Below are 21,070 nucleotides of genomic sequence, written 5' to 3'. Positions count from 1 at the left end.
CATTCAAGTAATATATCTTACATATTTAAAAATAATGCAGTAATGCCTGCATGGTTGAAATTGATGTATCTTTTGCTTTCAGGAGGGCGGTTTCTGGAAAATGCTCGACTAGTGCTTGCTTGAAAAAGGAGAAGCTACCTGCCACCTGTCCGCCGAAAATTAGGGCATCCGGTTCAAAAGTTTCGACAAATGGTGTCAGGGCCTCGGCAATCATTTCGCCAAATTCCTGAAAAACTCGTTGCGCAGCCCTGTCCCCACTTCCAGCCAGTACGGCCAAGCCAATGCCGGTTGTCGCCTGGTTGTCTTTGTTCAGGTTCATCAGACCGCCTGCCGAGAGGTACTGGTCAATGATCCCGTCTCGAAACGGTTGGCTGTAAATCCAGCCATTTTCTGGTAGGGGCGGTTCGGTGACAGGATGCTGATTTTCAATAAAAGCCGAGCCACAGCCTGTTCCAAGTGTGATCGCCATGACTTTCTGGTAGTTCTTGGCTTCGCCGAAAATAGCCTCCCCAAGTCCGAACAGTGTCGCATCATTGCCCATTCTGACTGGCAGCTGGTGGGCTTTTTCCAAGTGCGCTTTGAGCGGATAGCCGGATAGTGCATCATATTTGCCCAGCTTGGCGAGGTGTGGAACGCCGGCTTCATAGTCGCAGGGTCCTGGAAAGGCCACGCCTAGGCCTGCGATTTCAGGATGCTCATCTTTTGCTTCGTGGATGATTCGGTCAAAATGGTCGACTAGGACTGGGCGTGTTTGGCTGGCATGGGCCGGGTAGTCTTTTCTTGCTTCAACGGTGCCGGCAGGACTGAGAACGGCCGTTTTGATATTGGTGCCTCCGACGTCCAGCATCAGGTACTTTTTCATTTGGGCGCCTCGACACGGATGCCTACAAAGCCTTGATTTTCCGCGTGACAATTTTCAGCAACTTGCTCGGGTGTCAGCACTTCATGGCAAAGCTCCAGCGTATAGTCGAATTCATAAAAGCCGGATAGGTCTACTTTGAAATTCGTTTCCCAAAAGTTATTTTGTAGCCATGAAAAGACTGTTCCCACGTCGACTGGTTTTTCGGTGCCGTCATTTTCAAAGCAGATTTCATGCGCTTCGAGGCTGCCAGTCGTGATTAGCGGCACGTCTTTTACCGCCACTTGTACGGTTTTATTTTCGCCGATGTAGCCGAGGCCTTCCTGAATAAGGTAGAATTCTTCATTTGAAAGTGGCAGCTGATCGATTTTAGGGCGAATCTGACAGCCTGATTTTTCAAGCCACAATTGTTCGGTTTCATTTGTGGTGAATGGGAGAGCAAGATAAAGATTTTCTGGTTCCCAGCAGGATTCCTTATGATATTTTACAGATATGACAATTTTCGGCATGTGATAGTAGGCTTTCAAATGAATATCGAAGCGTTTTGTGGCCGCCAGCTGATAATTTAGAACAACCGTCGCGAAAACTGCCCCGTCGGCGATTTTTTTCATACCGATTAGTTCTGCTGTATGTCGTCTCGTGCTTGGCGCTTTCCGATTTCTCCCCATCAATCGACGTTCTTCCACGGCCGAAGTTGCGATTGGAGTTTGCTCATAAATGCCTGTAAATGGGGCATATTTACGATCGGCACGCAAAATGGAGTGGCCATCTGCCTTATCGCGAATTTCTGCAACGCCTAGTTTTTCATCCAGCTGAATATCGAAATAGTCCGTTGAAATCTGGTATATGTTCGCAAAAAGTCCAGCTTGCTTTTTGAAATCGGCAATGCCTTCCGCGCCTTTTGTCATATTGAGACTCGGTACATAACGTGGAATTTCTTCTTTTTTCCGTAATTTGAGTACGCGTTCTTCCTGTGGTGCCAGTTCAATCATCACTTCAAATTCAATGCCACGTGCGCATGGAACGGCTTGAAGCGGATAAGTTTTTTCGGCTTCATCGACTATTTCATATCGCTCATCAAAGTGTGCAACATCTACTTGTTCCCCATCAATGAACTCCCAGTAGTCAAAAAACAGCTTGGCGCGATCCAATCTGGTTTCTGCATGTGGATTGATGATTTTAAAAATATTCGGTTGATCGGCGGCAATTGACAGTGCTCCTTTCTCCGCAAGCACGGCATACAGCGCTTTTGAGGCCGCAGTCGCCCCGTTTGTCGCGTAGCAGCTCTTCCGCAAGTCCAGTTCATTGACCAGTGTGTCCCAGGGTTCAGATACAGATGACGAATAGCCCCACGTATGCTCAGCATAAAGGAGCAACTGATCCTCTGCTTCTGCCAGCAGCTTACTATCTGCACCTCCACCGCCTAGTTTGCGCGCCAGTTCATAATCCCGCTGACCGGCTCGGAAGCTCTTCACTGGGCCCATCGTCGAGCCAACACCATCTGCCCACCAGTCGTTCCAGTCGCCTTTATAGGTTGGAATTTCCCAATCTACCTGCTTGAGTTTGGCGAAGAAATCATCGAGTGTGATCATTCGAGCGGTCACCTGATCGCCGTGTGCTGCATTCCATTTTGTTACAGCTTCCATAATCGCTCCATTTGGCGGTGCATTATCTGTCATCACGCCGGAAATCATCATTGGGTAAAAATCAAACGCATAATCTTCCTCGCGCAGCTTGTCGAGCAGCCCAAAAATCCGCGTTTCCAGAACCTGCCATTCATCCTTATAGACGTAAGGCTCCATTCCGTCGCCGCCAAAGCTGTAGGTTCCGCCACCGTTCGGACAAAAGCCCAGTTCATTGCCAAAATGATACTGATCGCCCAGCCATGTCAAAATTTTTGCCCCGCTTGGTGCCTCCCAGTAAAACGGCTGCTGCTTCCGGCCAAGCGGAAACATGCCGTGATGCGTATGGATGCAGGAGTAAAGTGCATCAATGCCATTTTCCGAAAGCACATCTGCGTAGCCCCACGAATAGCCATTGACATCTGCCGTCATGGATACGTGCGGCCGCTTGCCAAGCGTTGCAGCCACGTCCAACCCGCGTTTGATTTTATTGGACAAAATTTGCGGACTGATCAGCTCGGTCATGTTCAAATAGCTGCCAGAAATGTCAATATAGCCCAGTTCAACAAAATGCCGGAATGCCGCCTGTTCTTCCGCTGTACTGTCTTCAAAAAAGCGCTCGACTTGCCAGGTGTTCTCGCAGTTCCAGCAGAAGCCTTGCCAGTCGGGGCGTTCGCCGGATTCGATTTTCTCGCAAATTTGAATCGCCTGCTTGATGAAGTCAACGTGATACCGCTCGATTTTTTCCTGCCTTTGTGTGTAGCCAATATCGGTATGCGAATGGTGAATAAGAAGTAATTCCATAAAAGTTCCCTCCAATTATTTGCTCGTCATAACAAAGCCTTCTTCAAAATTTCGGTTCAATAGGAAATAGATGATCATCGTCGGAATGGAAGCGATCAAACAGGCCAGAAGAACTGCCGGCGTGCTGGTTGAACCGCCAACAGTTGTTCCCGAAAGAATCGACAGAACGGGCATGACTGGTCGAACGCTTTCCGACTGGCTGAAGGTGAGTCCAAACAGTAGGTCGTTCCAGATAAATGAAAATTGAAATAGAAACAGCGCTGAAATGGGCGCCTTTGACATTGGTAGGAAAATCCGGTAGAAAATATTGAAATCAGTGGCCCCATCAATTTTAGCCGCCTCTGTCATGTCATCGTTCACTCCCTGGAAAAAGTTTCGCAATACAAATGTACAAAACGGCACGCTGATCGCCACATAGAACAGAATCATCCCCAGTTGCGTGTCATACAGCCCGGTCGTCAGGTAGCCGCGATAAACGGGCACTAGATACATTTGAAACGGAAAAATCGTCCCTGCATAGATCAGCAAAAACCAGTAGAAGCTGCCCTTAAGCTTTAATTTTGTGAGTCCATAAGCCGCCAGCGCCGAAATCAGAATCGCGATGACCCCTGCCACAATGCCATATAGCAGACTGTTTTCCATACCGGCAAACAAATTGATTTTTCCATTGATATAATCCAGCGACTCTCCGATTGAAAAGCCCTTTGGCAGGCTCCAGAAATCCCCTTGATTGTACTCGACTTGACCTTTTGGAAAGTTGATTAACACATAAAGAAATGGCACCATCCATAAAAAAGCAATCAGGCTCAATATCAAGTTTAACAGCTTTGAGTTACTTTTTCGCAAATTTCCCATTACTCCATCTCTCCTTTAAATGTTCGTTTCAGATAGAACCAAGAAATCACGAGTACAATCAGCGAAAGCACGACTGCCACTGCTGATCCGTAGCCATAATTGCCATTCACGAAGGTCTCCTTATACATCGTGACGGCCAGCGTTTCAGAAGTCCGGTACGGCCCGCCTTTTGTCATCATCCAAATCGAATCAAACACTTTAAAGCTGTTGATGATCGACATTAGGAGCACGATGACGAGTGTTGGTTTCAGCAGCGGGAAAACCACATTTTTATACAGACTAAAGCCGGAAGCTCCATCAATTTTGGCTGCTTCAATGGGGTCGGGCGGAATGTTGTTGAGTCCTACAATAAACAGGATTAAATTGGTGCCAATCCCCTGCCACACGCCCGCAATGATCATCACAAATGTGTTGACATAGGGAATGTTGAGCCAGTAGGTATCAAGTGATTCAAAGCCCATCATCCCCAGCAGTTTAGGTATACCATAAGTCGACAGCAGACTCATGATAATCAGCGCTCCGATAGTCGGTGCAATCGTATTTGGCAGATAGAAGATATTTTTAAAAATCGTACCAAATCGACTTTTTTGGAGCATAATTGCCAGAATAAGCGGCAGCATGACTGGAAGAATCAAGGCTGCGAGCACCCAAATAAGCGTATTGAGCATGGATTGGATAAAATAAGGATCCTGAAACATTTGAACATAATTATCCAGACCGATAAAATTCATCTGACTGATCCCATCCCAGTCGGTAAAACTAGTGATGATCGTAAAAATTGTTGACGTTATAAAGAAAACCAAAACGATCAGAACAGCTGGCATGATATAGAGATAAGACTGCCATTTTCTTTTTTTCCACATGTTGATCGTACCTCCACTTCACTTGAAATATTTCCAGCAATCTTACTCAGCCTCGACTTTTTCCAGCTCTTTCTGAATAGCTGCTAAACTTTCATCCACTTGTTTTTTTGTCGGATTAGCAAAAATTTTCCAATATTCATCAATGGAGAAGTTGACGACTTCCGGATCAAATTGTTCATAGTAGCGTAGCTTTAAATTGTAGTCATCAGGATCGTTGGCACACTCATTCATGTACTGCGAAAGTGGATTTTTAAAAGTCGTTGTCGTCGTTGCGCTCATACCGCTTGCATCGGCATATTCCTGCTGAGCGTCCTCACTGTAATAGCTGCGAAGAATTTTCTTGGCATCAGCAACTTGCGTACTATTTTTACCCACTAGGATTGGGGCCACTTCATAGAAAATTGTTGGTTTTTGATCGGTTGTTGCGGTTGGAAGAACAAACATACCAATGTCTTCACCCGGTTTCATATCAAAATCCGAAAATCCTTCCAGTACATTTGTCGCATTGAATTCCATGGCCACTTTTCCATTGGCCAAATCTTTTCCTTGGTCCTCTTCCTGATCAGAGAAGTAACCCTTTTGAATCATATCAATCAGTTCATAAAATATTGTTTTCACCCGATCATCTGTAAACTTGACCTTGCCTTCTGTCAATTCATCATAAAGCTCTGGATCCATGCTGCCCATCAATGCTTGCGGCCAACAGAACGACTGCCATGTACTGCCTACACCGATTGGCGTCACGCCTTTTTTGACCAATGTGTCACAGATATTCAAGAAATCATCAAATGTTTTCGGCTCTTCCAGTCCATATTTATCAAAAATTTCTTTGTTGTAAATAATGCCGTTATAAATGACATTCATCGGCGCGCCATAAATTTTTCCGTCAATTGTCATTGAATCTGCAATATCTGGATTTACACCACTCGGAATATAATATTTTTCCCATTCGTCCGTCAGATCGACCACCAGATCATTTTTTACAAGTTCTTCCATTTGCGTCCCGCTCCACCAACTAAACAGAGCAGGCGCCGAACTCGTTGAAAGTGATTGCTGAATATTGGTTTGATAGGCAGAAACATCCGTAGTTGTCACATATTTTAATGTTAATCCTGTGTCATCTTTAATCGTCTGCCGCATATCTTTCGTATATTTTGCCTCGTCCTTATCCGTCTGCATCTCAACGGTCTTACTGTCACTATCACTCGCCTTGCCCCCTGAACACGCTGCTAATCCAAAAACCAATATGACAGACATTGCCGCAATCATTACGATTCGAAATTTCTTCATGTCATCAACACTCCTTTTGTTATTTTGTTATAAACGTATGAGGAATACAGCCACTTATTAAAGCGCTTTCTAAATAATCACCTCCAACAGTCCCTCGTTCTTCTTTCTTCGCCATCACATTGGTTGCCGAACAATCGCCTGTTACATTTTTATATTATACGGGCATAATCTAGATTTACAAGCGACCATTCTAAGCGCTTTCTTCCTAAAAAAAGCTGTCGAACATTGGCCACTCCTCACTTTTTGCCCCATTTATTCTTGTATTGTATAAAAAAAAGATACAATGTGCAGATGTATGTTTGCTACGTGAAAAATTTGATACACTGACGCATAAGAAATGGATGGCTTTGCATAAAAAATAAAGGTATCTCTTGGCTGCACTGCTTGAGAGAATACCTTTATTTTTCGTCTATATTTTGCGTGTCACTTTTACCGTCAAATAGCCTTTAGCCGGGATTTCTGCTGGCACTTCCCCGAACGGCAGCTCTTCAAGTGTCACCCGTTCCGCCACAAACCCCGATCGCACTTTCAAATCAAAAGTAGCTGGCTGATCGCTCGGATTATAGAAACGCGCGATCATGCCGTTTCCATCAAATGCGGATTTGAGTGCACTCATTCTTACTGCCGGATTGGATATTTCACATAGCGGCTCCCTACTTGGGGAAATCTGTGGAAGCGGGATTTCAAAGCGATCTAATCGGCGATGAAATGAGTTCAGACTTTGCAGTTGATAGGTTTTCTGGCGGCCTTCAAAGTGATCTGCCAGACCAAACAGGGTTGCCGGATTATTTTCTTCCGGAACGATGGCATAGTCAAAAGTCATTGTTTGAAGCATTTGGCCGGCCGGCGTCTCAACCACTTTATTATTGATGCCGGAAGCTCTGCCAGGTCGCCATGCCAGATCATCCCGACCAAGCAAGCCGTTACTTCTGAACAGCGTCAGGGCGATTTCTCCCGATTCTGGCAGCACCTGATATTCCTTCAAGCCGTTAGCCAAAATGCTGAATCCACGGTCCGCTTCCGAAAGATGAATGATTCGTTCAAATGGATAAATTGGCTGTGGCGCCTCGACAAAGCCGGCTTGCTTCCATGTTGCCAGGTGCGGATTCGTTGTGCTTCTTTCCAATAGCGAGAATCCCTGATCTCCGTAGCAAGTCGAAACATTGCGAAAGCCAGATGGGATGAGTGCACGGAGACGATGGTCTTTGATGTGATTGTCAATTTCATGATGCACTCGGATGAACGGTTCACCGCGGCGGAGTTCTAATACCGTATAAATGGCAAATGGCTGGCGGTCTTTGTTTGTCCGTCTGTTGGATAAATCAGTCGGCAGTTCGGCACTATGCTTCACATATAGCCGTTCACTCATGCTGCTTCGCTCCGTTTTAATCCATTCTGCTTGTTCTAAATAATGTGGTTGGTCCCCTTCAAGTGGTGAATAGTCGAACGAGTCGCCAGCATCTGCGGTATCGTCAAAATACAGCAGACCTGTTGTTTGGATACCCGTTTTCAGATGATCTACCTGCCAAATACCCGCCATCAGCTGAATACGAAAATGCTCATTTTGAATGATTTGCTCGTCTGTTTCAGTCAGCAGTTCCGAGTTTTGGTTGCCGCTCGCGATTTGGTAGGCTTTCCAACTGGTAGCCGGAACATTTTCCACGTGCAGCAGAATCTCCGTCCGGTAATAGTCGGGAATCGTGACTTCTTTTTCACCTTTAGATGTGACTTCCACCGCACGACCGCCCGGCAAGCGCTCTGTTTTTAGGACGGTGAATGGGCAAGGTACATCGTTCGCATCGTGAATCTGGAAACACTCTTCTGCGGTGAAAATGGTCGCTTCTACATGACCCGTAAATGAATGGGCATCAAAATTGAACACGGTCAGCGGGTTTTCCAAATCAAGCGAGGCGGTCAGCTGTTTCTGATACAGATTGATCAGATCATCGGCCATTCGTTCAGCACTTGTCAGGCGGACCACAATGTCATGATTGGCATCATCCGAATTGGAAGCCCCAATCCCGTTGTGCGCTTGGCTGTCAAAAATCTTTTTCCAGATGATATCCAGCTCGTTTTGTGGATCGTCCAGCCCCGCCTGCTTCGCCATTTCGACAAGCGGCTCTAAAATGGAAATCACCTTTTGCTCTACACGGGCGTTCAGTTGCTTCATGTCATATCTTTCCGAACGGCATGTGTGATGGATGCGTGACTTCTGACAGGCCAGCAGCTCACCTTGGATTACTTTTTGGAACGGCTGATCCGCCCATGCTTCCTTCATAAAGGTCTCATAGTCGGAAAGCTCAAATGTAAAGTCGGTCGACATCTCGTTCAGCCGCTCAATCGTTTTCGGAAAATGGCGGCGCACCAGAACCTGATCACCTCCAGACGGCAGCAACAGGCAATCCGTCGAACGGTTCAGCTCCGCCAGTTTTTCCAGAATCGGCCGGAGCCGCGTCTCCAAATATTCCGGTTCCGCCCGTAAAAATTTACCCGGCCCGTAGCCAAAGAAGAGATTATTCGCCCGAATCTGCCGCTTGTCTGGTGCCTCCCAGATAAAGTTCAGCTCCTTTTCAACCTGCTCATTATAGACACCGCGCTGAAAAATGCTGTCCCCGATGCCGAATTCCTGAAAAATAGACGGCAGATAGGCGTGCTGCCCAAAAATGTCCGGCAGGTAGCCAATCTCCATCGAATGCCCCGCCTGCTTGCTCAACTTCACTCCGTACAGCAAATTGCGAATTAGCGCTTCTGTTTTGCCAAGCATGGCATCAGCCTGCGTATACCATGGACCAACGAACAGCCTTTTTTCACGAATTAATTTTTCCAAACGGTCACGATTTTCAGGTCGGATGCGTAAATATTTTTCAACAATCGCATACTGGGCATCAAAATGGTAACTTGTAAAATCAGGATCACTTTCCAGCGTTTCGATCAAATAATCCATGTTGCGAACCAGAAGAATATCTGCGTCCTCCATCGTGAAATACCATTCATGATCCCAATGAGAGTGCGCCACCACAAATACTTTTTTCATTCAAAAACTACCTCTTCCTGCATGATTATGCTTGATTCTTCCGTTCTTTTCGCTTAATAAGTGCATAGCGGACAAAAATATTCGCAAATGCAATGAATAAAATACCACAGAGCATACCGAGCAAGTATGCTGGCAGATTTTCAACTAGCGGCCAGCCCCAGAACGCCGGAAGCGGATACCACTGAACGGCTCCAAGCGTGACGGCAATTAGTGAGCCCAGTACGGCCCCCATCATATTGATCGTAATTGTGATGATCGGATTTTTCAGCATAAATGGTATCGCGCCCTCACCGATCGCCAGAAAACCTAATATTAGCGAGGTTGTTCCGATTGTCCGCTGTTCTGCATCGAATACGCGGCGGCGTACAACAAATTTGTCGATCATTGTGGCAAGACCAATCCCGATTGGCGGAATAACGATGGAGAGCACGCGCGGCGTGAGTGGGAAAATGTGGTCGGCTGCCAAACCGATCGCCACGGTTCCTGCCGCTTTGTTGACCGGACCACCCAAGTCAAAGGCTGTCAGACAGGCAATGATGGTGGATAGAATGATGGCGCTGGAATCCTGATTAGCCATGACCCAATCCTGAAGCAGCTTATTCAAGCCGCCGAATACCGGATCGACTATATAGAAGTTCAGGAAGAAGATGACGAGCACGGTGATTCCCGGTATCAGGAACATCGGTTTCATCGCTTGCAGATTTTTATGAAGCTTGATTTTATCATTTAAGAATTTCGCTACAAAACCGGCCACCAGACCTAGAATAAGAGCCCCCATGAAGCCGGATGGCACGCCGTCTGGTTCGTTCCACAGAATAAAGTGGAATCCTGCGGCAAAAGCACCGCCAATGAAACCCGGTGCAAGCCCTGGACGGTCGGCAATTGAATAGGCAACAAAGGCTGAAAATACCGGATACATAAATTTCATGATCATATTGCCGTATAGAACGAGATAATGGAAAATAACGATCAGCTGATTCGGGTCGCTTGCAAATTTCGGATCACTAATCACGTCCGCTAAACCAAGCGCCGCGGCTCCAATTTGCCCGACCCCAATCATTAAACCAGCAGAGACGATTACCGGAATCATATAGCTAATCCCGGTCAAGACTCCTTGATAAATCTGCCTGAAAACGGATGTCTTATTACCACCACCGCTGTCCTCTACCACTGCATCTTTGTCGCCCTGAACGATACCATCCGGCTGTGTCAGCACTCTTTGCACCATATCGTCCGCATGCTTCAACGGATCGGCTACACGACGCTCAATGTAGGGCTTTCCGACAAAGCGCTCCTTGTTTTTCGCCGCAATATCTGTGGCAAAAATGACCCCATCCGCTTCTTCAATTTCCTGTTGTGTCAGGCGGTCTTCAATACCATTTGCCCCTTGTTTTTCCACGCGCATGGAGATACCCTGCTTGGCCGCTGCCTGTTCAAGGGCTTCTGCCGCCATATATGTATGGGCAATTCCGGCAGCACAGGCTGTAATCCCCACAATTTTTTTACCAGTACTACTTTTCTCCTGCTGTGTTTTTTCAGGCTTATAAGTAAGGGCTGCCATCACTTCTTGTTTCGTTTCTGCCTGTTTTAATTGGGCGAAAAATGTCTCATTCATCAGCCGCGTGCTGAGTTCAGCGAGCAGTTGCAAGTGCGTGGATCCTGCCTCACTTTCTGGAATTGCCAGCAGGATGACCAGATCAACCTGATTTTCAGGATCAATGCTTTCCCAATTCGCCACCGGTTTCTTTAATTTAGCAATGGCAAAACCCGCTTCTTTGACGGTGGCACTTTTGCCGTGTGGGATTGCCAGCCCATTTTCAAGACCAGTTGCTGAAATTTTTTCACGCTCATATACGGCATCTAAATAGGCCGCCTGATCAGCAATAATCCCATCATCCGCCAGCGCTTTAGCAAGATGTTTCAGAACCAGTTCCTTACTGTCCCATTCTTCATCAAGGAAGATCAAATTTTCCCTTGTCATCGTTGAAAGTTCCAAAGCCTTTCATCTCCTGTTCGTCATGAATTTTTACCGTTGTACTTTTAATGCATTTTGCTATAATGAAATTGACGTTTTTCATGCAGCACAAATTGTATAGCGCTTACAATACTGTTATACCATGGATGAATTGTGTGAAAAATACGATTATCGTACTTTCATACATTGTCGAGAATGGAGGCGCAAAATTGACTTCTTTAATGCAAAACTATGCCAATCAATTTGAAACACTGAGTTCGTCCGAGAAAAAAATCTTTTTCTTTCTAAACGACCACTTGGAATCGCTTCGGCGGCTGACTGTTTCGGAAATCGCTTTTGAGAACAATGTCAGCTCGACAACCGTCATCCGAACCTGTCACAAGCTGGGCTTCACTGGTTTTTCCGAATTAAAGTACCAACTTGCGACAAAACAGACACCCAAAGACGACCCGACAGAGCTTTCACAGCAATTCAGCCGCTACATCACGGAAAGTATCCAAGAGATCGATCAGGGGAAAATTCTCCGGCTGGCCAAGAAAATTTTTTACACGCCGCGCGTCTATGTGGTCTGCCTTGGAATGACCAAAATTATCGGCGAATATTTCATCAAAATGCTGACGCAGGAAAATAAAAGCTGCTTCATGACTTACGATTCCTTTCTGGTCGGCATCCTGTCCAAGATCGTCACCAAAGATGATCTGGTCATTATTATTTCCCAGAATGGCCGCACGAAAGACCTGTTGAGCCTAACCGAAAGTCTAAAATTTAATTTTATCGAAACAGTCCTGATCACAAGCTCTCCGTCCGCCCCAATGTCACAATTTGCGGGAATGACCATCTACGCATCGAATGAAGAAGTGGCAAGCAGTCAGGTTCCTTACCATCACACACCGCTTTTGTTTGTGATCGATCTCGTTTTAAATACCTATCATCACATTGCTAAAAAATAATTTTTCCACACGAAAAGACACGTGCTCCGTTCAAAAAGGCATGTGTCTTTTCGCTTTAAAGTTCGCATTGTATTAGAAAAAAAAGACAATAGAAAGCAGTGACAATTCCCCAACGTCATACTAAAATAAGGGCGATATGAAAATCACGATGAAAGGAATTGGAAACAGATGACCTATAATTTAAAACCGGAAATTCCGGTGTCCGCTTCCGCCCTGGATGGCTACGGGCAAATCGCCTCAGCTATCAAACAAAAAAGTAGCCAATTCAAAAAAGCGGTCACCATCCTGACTGTTGAATGCTATCCCGGCGTGAACAAGGAGGAATTGAAAGCTGAACTGTTCTCAAAGCTTGATCCCGCCCTCGTTCTGGATGCCGATGATTATACTGATACAACTGCCCGAGTACAGGAGCGCATCAAAGATTATATGACAGACGATCGCGTTTTTGGCATCATGTCACACTATACGATCGACCAATTCTTAAGCTCCAAGAAACGGCAGGAGGCGGAAATGCACATTTTGGAAATCACGCAGGGTCTCGTCATTCTATTCGGCTTTGGGGCGACCCTGCTAGCCGAACCGGATATTCTCATTTACGCCGATCTCACCAGGTGGGAAATCCAGTGCCGCTTCCGTTATGAAAAGCTGACCAATTGGAAAACGGACAATGCTCTGGAAGATGCTTTGCGAAAATTCAAACGCGGATACTTTTTTGAATGGCGCATGGCCGATCGGCAAAAGAAAGCCTGCTTCGACCGGCTTGATTTCCTGCTTGACACTAATCAAAAAATGGCGCCAAAAATGGTCGATGGTGATGCCTACCGAGGCGCACTAAAGCAGGCCGTGACACAGCCATTCCGTCTTGTCCCCTATTTCGATGCCAGCGTTTGGGGCGGCCAGTGGATGAAAAAAAATTTTGCGCTCGATCCAACTGCCGACAATTTCGGCTGGGCATTCGACGGAGTGCCGGAAGAAAACAGCCTGTTGTTCAATTTTGACGGCACAAAAGTGGAAATTCCCGCCATCAACCTTGTTTTCAGCGAGCCTGATGACCTGCTTGGGCCAAGCGTCCACGCACGTTTTGGCACGGAATTTCCGATTCGATTTGATTATCTCGACACCATGGGCGGCGGTAATTTGAGCCTCCAAGTTCATCCACGAACCGAGTATATTCAGGAACAATTTGGCATGCCTTACACACAGGATGAAAGCTATTATATTCTCCAAGCAACCGACCGCTCGACGATTTATCTGGGTGTAAAGGAAGATGCCACACTGGACGAGCTATCCGCCGATTTGAAGCGTGCCGAAGCTGGCGGCTATCGTTTTCCCGATGAGAAATACATCAACGAATTTCCTGTAAGAAAACACGACCACATCTCCATTCCTGCCGGGACGATCCATTGCGGCGGGCCGGATACAGTCGTCCTTGAAATCAGCGCCACGCCTTATATTTTCACATTCAAGTTATGGGACTGGGGCCGCACAGGGCTTGATGGCATTCCACGTCCCGTCCACATCAACCACGGAGTTGCCAATATTGACATCACGCGAGATACAGCCTATGTCGAACAAAATTTGATTGTCCGTGCCGACCAGCCATTTGAAAATCTTGCTGAACAAAGTGGCGTCCGCTCGGAAAGAACGGGTCTCCATGAATTGGAATTTATTGAGACAGAGCGACACTGGCTGAAAGATTCGGCAACGCTTTCCACACATGGCAGTGTCAATATGCTGAATTTAGTGGAAGGCAATGAAGCCGCGGTCGAAAGCCTTGACGGCACTTTCCCCCCGTTCATCGTCCACTATGGCGAAACTTTCATCGTTCCGGCTGCAGTTGGAAAATATCGAATTCGGCATACAAAACCCGACGGCACAGAGATTGCGGTTATTCAGGCGTTTGTGCGGTAATGAAGCAACCTTAATCTCACTTGAAAGCTAGCGCACAAACTACTCATTTGCGTAAAAATACAGATCAAAAAACAAGCTAACGCGTTTTCTGGTCTGTATTATTTCGGAAAATTGTCAACCTCGCCTAGTTCATTAAATCAAAACCTCATTCATGTTCCACCTGCGCTTCTCCTCTTACAAAAAATAGCTGACCTTAATGATCGCTTTTGCGACATTGGTTGTGCTGATACTTGACTCTGATCACAAGCAAAAAAAATAATCATCTTTACACTTTGACCGAGTGAGGAAAGATGATTATTCATTCTCATATATGGTTACCGTCTTTGAAGCGGTGTTGTTGTGAGGGGGCATGTTCACGCATGACTCTCTTTTCTTTTATATTATACCCATCAATGATTATTTTGTAAACAATGGAAGGCATTATCTACTTTTGAATATCCATCTAAATTTTAACCTATCCGCACAGAGATGCTGTTATCTAAGCTTCTGTACGAGCACGAAAAATTAATATCCTTGCCTTGCTGCTATGATTAGCAAACGGCAGCAATCTAACCAACGAAAAAACCCCAAAAAGTCTTTGGATGGACTTGGAGCTTGATCTGTGTTTTTATCCGATCATCTATTTTCATACTTACTATAACTTTAAATCAATATTTTTTCACATCCGACTAGACGCACGAATCACAAGCTCGACAGGCACGATTTTCTCAAGCCCTTTCGGAAATGCCGGATTGTTCATGATTTCTAGTAGATTCTCCACTGCCAGTTCAGCAAGCAAATCTGAATTTTGTCGAACAGAGCTCAGTGTTGGATGGGAAATGCGCGCCTGAGGGGTGTCATCAAATCCTACAATCTTGACGTCCTCTGGTACCTGCTTTCCAATTCGCGGCAAGGCTAGTAAAAGCTCCATCGCAATTGAATCGTTAATTGCAAATACCCCATCAACTTCTGTGTGCTGCTTGAAATACTGTTCAATTCTCACACCAGAATCCTCAGCCTGCAAATCCAGTTTCAAAATATTTTCTTCAAAAATGGAATTCTTCTTTAGGGCATCCCGAAAACCCTTCAGCCGTTCTTTGGAAGACGATGAAATTCGCTTGTGCATAACAATAACGGGCGTTTTTACACCATTTTGAAGCAACTCTTCTGTCGCCTCAAAAGCCCCCTGATAATGATTGGAAGAAATAAAAATCGTTTTATCGCGCTCTTTAGGCTCACGGTCAATACAAATGTAAGGCGTGGCTTTTTCCGTATCATTCAAATGAAGTCCAAATTCATCCGCACCGGAAATCACAATCAGACCGTCAACCGTCTTGCTCTCAAGCATCTTCAAATAGGCCTGCTCCTTTTCGAAATTGCGCGCCGTATTGCAGATAATCGTCGAATAGCCTTTTTCAAACAGGATCTCTTCAATTTTCTGAACGACATCGGCGAAAAAATGATTGCTGATATCCGGTACCAATATACCTACGGAAAATGATTTATTCATTCGTAAGCTTTTCGCACTGAAGTTCATTTGATAACCCGTTTCCTCGATCACCTGTAGAACTTTTTGACGCGTCTCTTCTGAAAAACGTCCATTATTATTGATAACACGAGAAACCGTCGCGACAGAAACCCCGCTCAACCGCGCTATATCCTTAATTGAAGTTTTTTTCATTTCATCACCTCTGCGAGTAATCGTTCTCACTATTTACTCGTATTTTCTCATATATTTTCTGTGATGACAAGTTTCCATCTTTTATAAATTAGGTTATTGACAAGCTTTTTTGGAAGTGCTATATTGAACTCAAGGAAAACGTTTACTCATTTATAAACGGGTTATTTTTTTAACCATTGAGTAATCGATACCGCAAAAGGAGTTGAAACTGATGACAAACCGAATCATCTGTCCTTCCATGATGTGCGCAAACTTTGCGAATCTTGAAGAAGAGACCAAACAACTTGATGCAGCAGGAGTTGATATTTTCCACATGGATATCATGGACGGTACATTTGTCCCAAACTTCGGAATGGGACTGCAAGATTTTGAGCTCGTCCGCAAAACGACTAAACAGCGTGTTGATGTTCATTTAATGATCGATCAGCCTGGCCGCTATGTTGAAAAATTTGCTGATATGGGCGCTGACATTATTTATTTTCATCCAGAGGCGGATCTCCATCCAACTCGAACACTTGCCATGATCAAAGCTAAAGGAAAACAGGCTGGCATCGCGATAAACCCTGGTACATCCCTCGCAAGCATCCGCGAACTGCTACACCTAACCGATTTTGTGATGGTTATGACTGTTAATCCCGGCTTTGCAGGTCAAAAATATCTACCTTTTGTCGATAAAAAAATCGAACAATTAGCTGCATTAAAAGAAGAACTTGCTTTTACCATTATGGTAGATGGCGCCATTTCCGCCGAAAAAGTTGAAAGCTTATCCGTAAAAGGCGTTCAAGGGTTTGTTCTCGGTACTTCCGCTCTTTTCGGCAAGCAAATATCCTATCAGGAAATCGTCAAAGAATTACACGGATCAAATGAAATCGATCAGTTGGAGGTTAAATCATGAACATTGCAATCGGCAGCGATCACGTTGGCATAGAATTAAAGCCTGTCATTATCGCTTATTTAGAAGAATTAGGACATACCGTGGAGGATTTCGGTCCATTCAGTACAGAACGAACGGATTATCCGATTTATGGTGAAAAAGTGGCCAAAAGTGTCGCTAATAAAACACACGATTTGGGTGTACTTATTTGTGGGACCGGTGTTGGCATTTCCATTTCCGCCAACAAAGTGGCTGGCATCCGCGCCGTTGTCTGTAGCGAACCCTACTCGGCAAAACTTTCCCGCGAGCACAACAATACCAATATTTTGGCATTCGGCTCAAGGGTCATTGGCTCCGAGCTGGCTAAAATGATTGTGAAAGAGTGGCTGGATGCTGAATTTGAAGGTGGACGTCACGCCAAACGCATTGAAATGATCGCAGGAATTGAGCAGGAAAACAATCAATAAGTTAGAAATACTCTCTTTATAAACTGCTCTCCGTCAAATTGATTATATTTCATAAAAATACTTACTAATTAATTTCTGAGAATCAACAAAATAGTTAAAGAGGTGACAATTGATGAGTAAAGCTGGTAAATTTGAAGACCTCTCAAATCGAGTGGTGGATTTAGTTGGGGGAAATGATAATGTAGAATCATTTTTACACTGTATGACTCGTTTACGTTTCAATGTTAGGGATATCAACAAAGTTAATGCTAAAGAAATTGAAAAAATTAATGGCGTCATGGGCATACAATGGTCTGGCAAGCAGTTGCAGATCATCATCGGCCAAGATGTCAGTGATGCCTATGCCTTGATTCAGAAAAAAAGTGGTTTAGGCGATGAAACCTCTACTTCACAGGCTAAATCAAAGCGAAAATTTTCCATTACAATGATTTTTGATGCTATATCCGGATGTATCATTCCTATCCTGCCTATTTTGATAGCCGCTGGATTTATTAAATTGATCGCATCGATTCTCTTGATGACCGGTCTTACAAGTGCAGAATCATCTATAAATATTATTCTCACGTTTGTTGGTGATGCAGGTTTTTACTTCCTACCAATTTTCATTGGCCATGCAGCCGCCAAGAAATTTGGAGCAAATCCAGCCCTTGGAATGATGATGGGGGGTGTCTTTTTAGCACCAGCCTTTATTGAAACTGTTACAAGTGGAACCGCTTTAAATATTTTTGGAATACCTGTTCTAGGAGTTACTTATGGTAATTCAGTCTTTCCAATTATCTTAACTGTTCTCCTAATGGCTCCCATTGAGAAGTTTATTGCCAAGCATTCCCCTAGTTCCTTACGCGTTATGTTAGAGCCCTTATTGACCATCTTAATCATGGTTCCATTAGCACTTATTATCTTAGGACCAATTGGCTCAATCCTTGGCAATTATCTATCCGAAATAATGATTTGGGTATATGATACCATTGGATTTGTAGGGGTTGCCATTTTTGCTGCTATCTATCCATTAGTTGTTATGACAGGCATGCACACTGCATTTCTGCCTTATGTGGTTAACACTATTACAACCACTGGCACAGAATCATTTTTCTCTCCGGCAGCCGTGATAGCTTGTGTCAATCAAGGTGTCGCTAGCTTAGCTGTTGGTTTAAAAAGCAAAAATTCTCAAGTCAAATCTACCGCCATTACTTGCTCCATCACAGCTCTTTTAAGCGGGATTATTGAACCAGCCATGTACGGGGTAAATATCAAATATAAAACACCTATGTATGCTTCCATGGCGGGCAGCTTTATTGGGGCAGCTATCGCTGGGCTTGGAAACGCCACCGTTTATGTAACGCTTGGAAATACAGGATTGCTATCCTTACCAGCCTTTATCGGTACCCCTATTTCAGGCTTTATTTGGATGCTTATCGGTGTGGCTATTGGTTTTGTTGTCACATTTATCTTAACTTTCATACTATATAAAGAACCGGTTGAAGATACTGTATTTGAAATCAGCCCGCCTGTCGAAGGAGACGTTATTCCTCTAACCCAAGTTGAAGATCAAGCTTTTTCAGAAGGTCTTCTGGGTCAAGGAATGGCTGTTTTGCCAACTAAAGGGCAGGTATTTGCACCATTTGACGGTGTAGTCAGCACACTTTTCCCTACAAAACATGCAATCGGCTTAACCGCAGATAACGGCGTAGAAATGCTCATTCATGTTGGCATGAACACTGTGCAGCTGAACGGAGAAGGATTTACCGCCCATATACAGCAAGGCGATAGAATTAAGAAAGGGCAGCTTTTGCTCGACTTTGATATGAAATTCATTCAAGAAAAAGGATTTTCAATCGTAACACCTATTGTGATTACAAATAGTTCAGAATTAACTGCTATTGAAAAAACAAATCAACAAACTGTAAATACACAAGATAACTTACTTTTAGTTACCGTTTAATGATTTTATAAAATAAAGTGAATGAGAGGAGAATAATTTATGGCATTTCCAAAAGGTTTTTTATGGGGCGGGGGTACAAGCGCCACTCAATTAGAAGGTGGTTGGAATGAAGGAGGAAAATCACCTGTTTCAGCTGATTATGCCCTCGTTTCAGATAATTTTCATTTTAGACAAACAACTTATCGAGATAAAGATGGCCATTTAAAATTCGGTTCTACCTTCGATGTTTTGCCAGAAGGCGCCCATTATACAGTGGAAGATGAACATCATTATACCAACCATCAGGCCAGTGATTTTTATCATCGTTATGCAGAAGACATCGCTTTATTCGGTGAAATGGGGTTCAAAACTTTCAATCTAACCATTTCCTGGGCACGAATTTATCCGCATGGCGTTGAAAAGGGCATCAATCAAGAAGGCATCGACTTTTATCACCGCGTTTTTGCTGAATGTAAAAAACATGGCATTGAACCGCTTGTGACGCTTTATAAATATGATATGCCTACGTATTTTGACGAAAAATACGGCGGTTGGAATAATCGTGCCTTAATTGATGAGTTCGTCGCTTTTGCAAAAGTTTGCTTGGAGGAATATAAAAATGAAGTGACCTATTGGGTGACTTTTAATGAAATCAATGTACTGACTTTATTAATGAGTATGGATAATGATTACTCTCAGGCTCAGGAAAAATATACACAGCTTCACTATCAGATGGTGGCAGCTGCTAAAGTGGTAAAACTGGCACACACGATTAATCCGCAAAACAAAGTTGGCTGTATGATCTGCAGCACAGTGAATTATCCATATAGTTGTGCACCAGAAGATGTACTGCTGAGCCAATCAAGAACGAAAAATCAAATGTATTATTGTGCCGATACAATGGCCAAGGGAGCCTATCCCTACTACTCGGAGAATTTATGGCAGAGCCTTCAACTGTCCTTGGATATCACAGAAGAAGATCGCCAAGTTCTTTTGGAAGGAAAAGCAGACTTTCTTTCATTTTCTTATTACACAAGTAGTTGCGTAACAGCACAGGAAAACGTGGAAACAACAGCAGGAAATATCAGCTGGGGTGTCAAAAATCCTTACCTTAAGCACAGCGATTGGGGATGGGCAATGGATCCCACTGGACTTAAATATATACTTCATGAATTTTATGCGCGTTACAACTTGCCACTTTTTATTATTGAAAATGGTCTGGGGGCATATGACGAACTCACAGAAGATAAGCAAGTCCATGATTCCTACCGCATAGAATATCTTCGCGCTCATATTGAAGCCATGAAAGAATCGGTTGAAGAAGGTGTAGACCTCTTCGGCTATACAACATGGGGCTGCATTGACCTCGTTGCTCTAAGCACAGGACAAATGTCAAAACGCTATGGTTTTATCTATGTAGATATGGATGATCTGGGGAACGGAACATTCAATCGATATAAAAAAGACTCATTTTATTGGTACAAGCAGGTTATTGAGACAAATGGGGAACGGTTGGATTGATTTTTTGTGAAGAATAGGCGAAAATAAGACATCCGACAATTTGCCTGATGTCTTATTTTCTCTGTCTAAAATTCAACACCAAAATTAAAGTTTTTTAAGGTGAAATATAAACCTATCGCCAAGAGCTTTAGAATATGCAAAAAAGAAAAAAAGCTAGCTTGGAGCATATAAAAAAATTAAATAATAAAGTCTACCTTTATAATCCCCCCTAAACAATCTTTCTTTTTAAATCTTCAATTTCCAATGGTGATAAAATAATTGATAGGTTTGGATGATTAGCAAGCTTTTTTTGTGACCTTGAATCAAGTTGCTCCATTAAGTCTACTAATTTTCTACCTCCAAAAGAACTCACAGCAATTTTAGCATTATCTAGTAATAAAAATAAAAATCTTATTAATAAATCCTTTTTTTGTGGATTGTGTTGTCTTTCAATAGTAATTATTAAAAAATCAAGATTTAATTTC

At 44.0% G+C, this 21,070-nt stretch carries 15 protein-coding genes; 6 read left to right on the top strand and 9 right to left on the bottom strand.

From position 1 onward, the window contains the following. Positions 1 to 25: 25 nt before the first annotated feature. The 7 genes from CS921_RS12525 to CS921_RS12495 all read right to left on the bottom strand — a co-directional run bounded on the left by CS921_RS12525 (position 26) and on the right by CS921_RS12495 (position 11,323). Complete coding sequence (locus tag CS921_RS12525; RefSeq protein ID WP_099224407.1) at positions 26 to 862, bottom strand: ROK family protein; 837 nt, start codon at positions 860 to 862, stop codon at positions 26 to 28. After that, entirely contained in the window at positions 859 to 3,285 is a 2,427-nt protein-coding gene (locus CS921_RS12520; RefSeq protein WP_099224405.1) for a glycoside hydrolase family 38 N-terminal domain-containing protein, read from the bottom strand. The genes CS921_RS12525 and CS921_RS12520 overlap by 4 nt, the downstream gene beginning before the upstream one ends. Positions 3,286 to 3,300: 15 nt before the next feature. Further along, positions 3,301 to 4,140: a carbohydrate ABC transporter permease gene (locus CS921_RS12515; protein ID WP_099224403.1), complete on the bottom strand. Its 840-nt coding sequence runs from the start codon at positions 4,138 to 4,140 to the stop codon at positions 3,301 to 3,303. Continuing rightward, the gene (locus CS921_RS12510; protein WP_099224401.1) at positions 4,140 to 5,003 is read right to left on the bottom strand and encodes a carbohydrate ABC transporter permease; all 864 of its coding nucleotides are present in this window, start codon (positions 5,001 to 5,003) and stop codon (positions 4,140 to 4,142) included. The genes CS921_RS12515 and CS921_RS12510 overlap by 1 nt, the downstream gene beginning before the upstream one ends. 42 nt (positions 5,004 to 5,045) lie before the next feature. Further along, positions 5,046 to 6,293 carry an ABC transporter substrate-binding protein gene (locus CS921_RS12505; protein WP_099224399.1) on the bottom strand — a complete coding sequence of 416 codons (1,248 nt, stop codon included), beginning with the start codon at positions 6,291 to 6,293 and terminating at the stop codon, positions 5,046 to 5,048. 409 nt (positions 6,294 to 6,702) lie between these two features. After that, entirely contained in the window at positions 6,703 to 9,327 is a 2,625-nt protein-coding gene (locus CS921_RS12500; RefSeq protein WP_099224397.1) for a glycoside hydrolase family 38 N-terminal domain-containing protein, read from the bottom strand. Positions 9,328 to 9,352: 25 nt separating this feature from the next. After that, the gene (locus CS921_RS12495; protein WP_099224395.1) at positions 9,353 to 11,323 is read right to left on the bottom strand and encodes a fructose-specific PTS transporter subunit EIIC; all 1,971 of its coding nucleotides are present in this window, start codon (positions 11,321 to 11,323) and stop codon (positions 9,353 to 9,355) included. Between the two features lie 188 nt (positions 11,324 to 11,511). Between CS921_RS12495 and CS921_RS12490 the strand changes: the two genes are divergently transcribed. Together CS921_RS12490 and CS921_RS12485 are read left to right on the top strand one after the other, a co-directional pair. Further along, on the top strand, positions 11,512 to 12,252 hold the full coding sequence (locus tag CS921_RS12490; protein WP_162921766.1) for a MurR/RpiR family transcriptional regulator: 741 nt from the start codon (positions 11,512 to 11,514) through the stop codon (positions 12,250 to 12,252). Positions 12,253 to 12,420: 168 nt separating this feature from the next. After that, on the top strand, positions 12,421 to 14,163 hold the full coding sequence (locus CS921_RS12485; protein ID WP_099224391.1) for a class I mannose-6-phosphate isomerase: 1,743 nt from the start codon (positions 12,421 to 12,423) through the stop codon (positions 14,161 to 14,163). 658 nt (positions 14,164 to 14,821) lie between these two features. Here the strand turns inward: CS921_RS12485 and CS921_RS12480 are convergent. Then, complete coding sequence (locus CS921_RS12480; protein WP_099224389.1) at positions 14,822 to 15,823, bottom strand: LacI family DNA-binding transcriptional regulator; 1,002 nt, start codon at positions 15,821 to 15,823, stop codon at positions 14,822 to 14,824. A gap of 211 nt (positions 15,824 to 16,034) precedes the next feature. On the opposite strand from CS921_RS12480, the gene rpe reads away from it, so the two are divergent. The 4 genes from rpe to CS921_RS12460 all read left to right on the top strand — a co-directional run bounded on the left by rpe (position 16,035) and on the right by CS921_RS12460 (position 20,606). Then, on the top strand, positions 16,035 to 16,718 hold the full coding sequence (gene rpe, locus CS921_RS12475) for a ribulose-phosphate 3-epimerase (RefSeq protein ID WP_099224387.1): 684 nt from the start codon (positions 16,035 to 16,037) through the stop codon (positions 16,716 to 16,718). Further along, positions 16,715 to 17,164, top strand: a complete 450-nt coding sequence (rpiB, locus tag CS921_RS12470) for a ribose 5-phosphate isomerase B (RefSeq protein ID WP_099224385.1) — start codon at positions 16,715 to 16,717, stop codon at positions 17,162 to 17,164. Before rpe ends, rpiB begins: the two co-directional genes overlap by 4 nt. A gap of 112 nt (positions 17,165 to 17,276) precedes the next feature. Continuing rightward, positions 17,277 to 19,106, top strand: a complete 1,830-nt coding sequence (locus CS921_RS12465; protein WP_099224383.1) for a beta-glucoside-specific PTS transporter subunit IIABC — start codon at positions 17,277 to 17,279, stop codon at positions 19,104 to 19,106. A 39-nt stretch (positions 19,107 to 19,145) separates the two neighbouring features. Beyond that, positions 19,146 to 20,606 carry a glycoside hydrolase family 1 protein gene (locus CS921_RS12460; RefSeq protein WP_099224381.1) on the top strand — a complete coding sequence of 487 codons (1,461 nt, stop codon included), beginning with the start codon at positions 19,146 to 19,148 and terminating at the stop codon, positions 20,604 to 20,606. Positions 20,607 to 20,814: 208 nt separating this feature from the next. On the opposite strand, the gene CS921_RS12455 is transcribed toward CS921_RS12460, so the two are convergent. Continuing rightward, on the bottom strand, positions 20,815 to 21,070 hold a 256-nt coding region (locus CS921_RS12455), incomplete at its 5' end, for a hypothetical protein (RefSeq protein ID WP_162921764.1).

It is taken from the genome of Listeria costaricensis (assembly GCF_900183385.1).
Classification (GTDB): Bacteria; Bacillota; Bacilli; order Lactobacillales; family Listeriaceae; genus Listeria; species Listeria costaricensis.
This window is presented reverse-complemented; position numbering and strand designations above follow the sequence as displayed.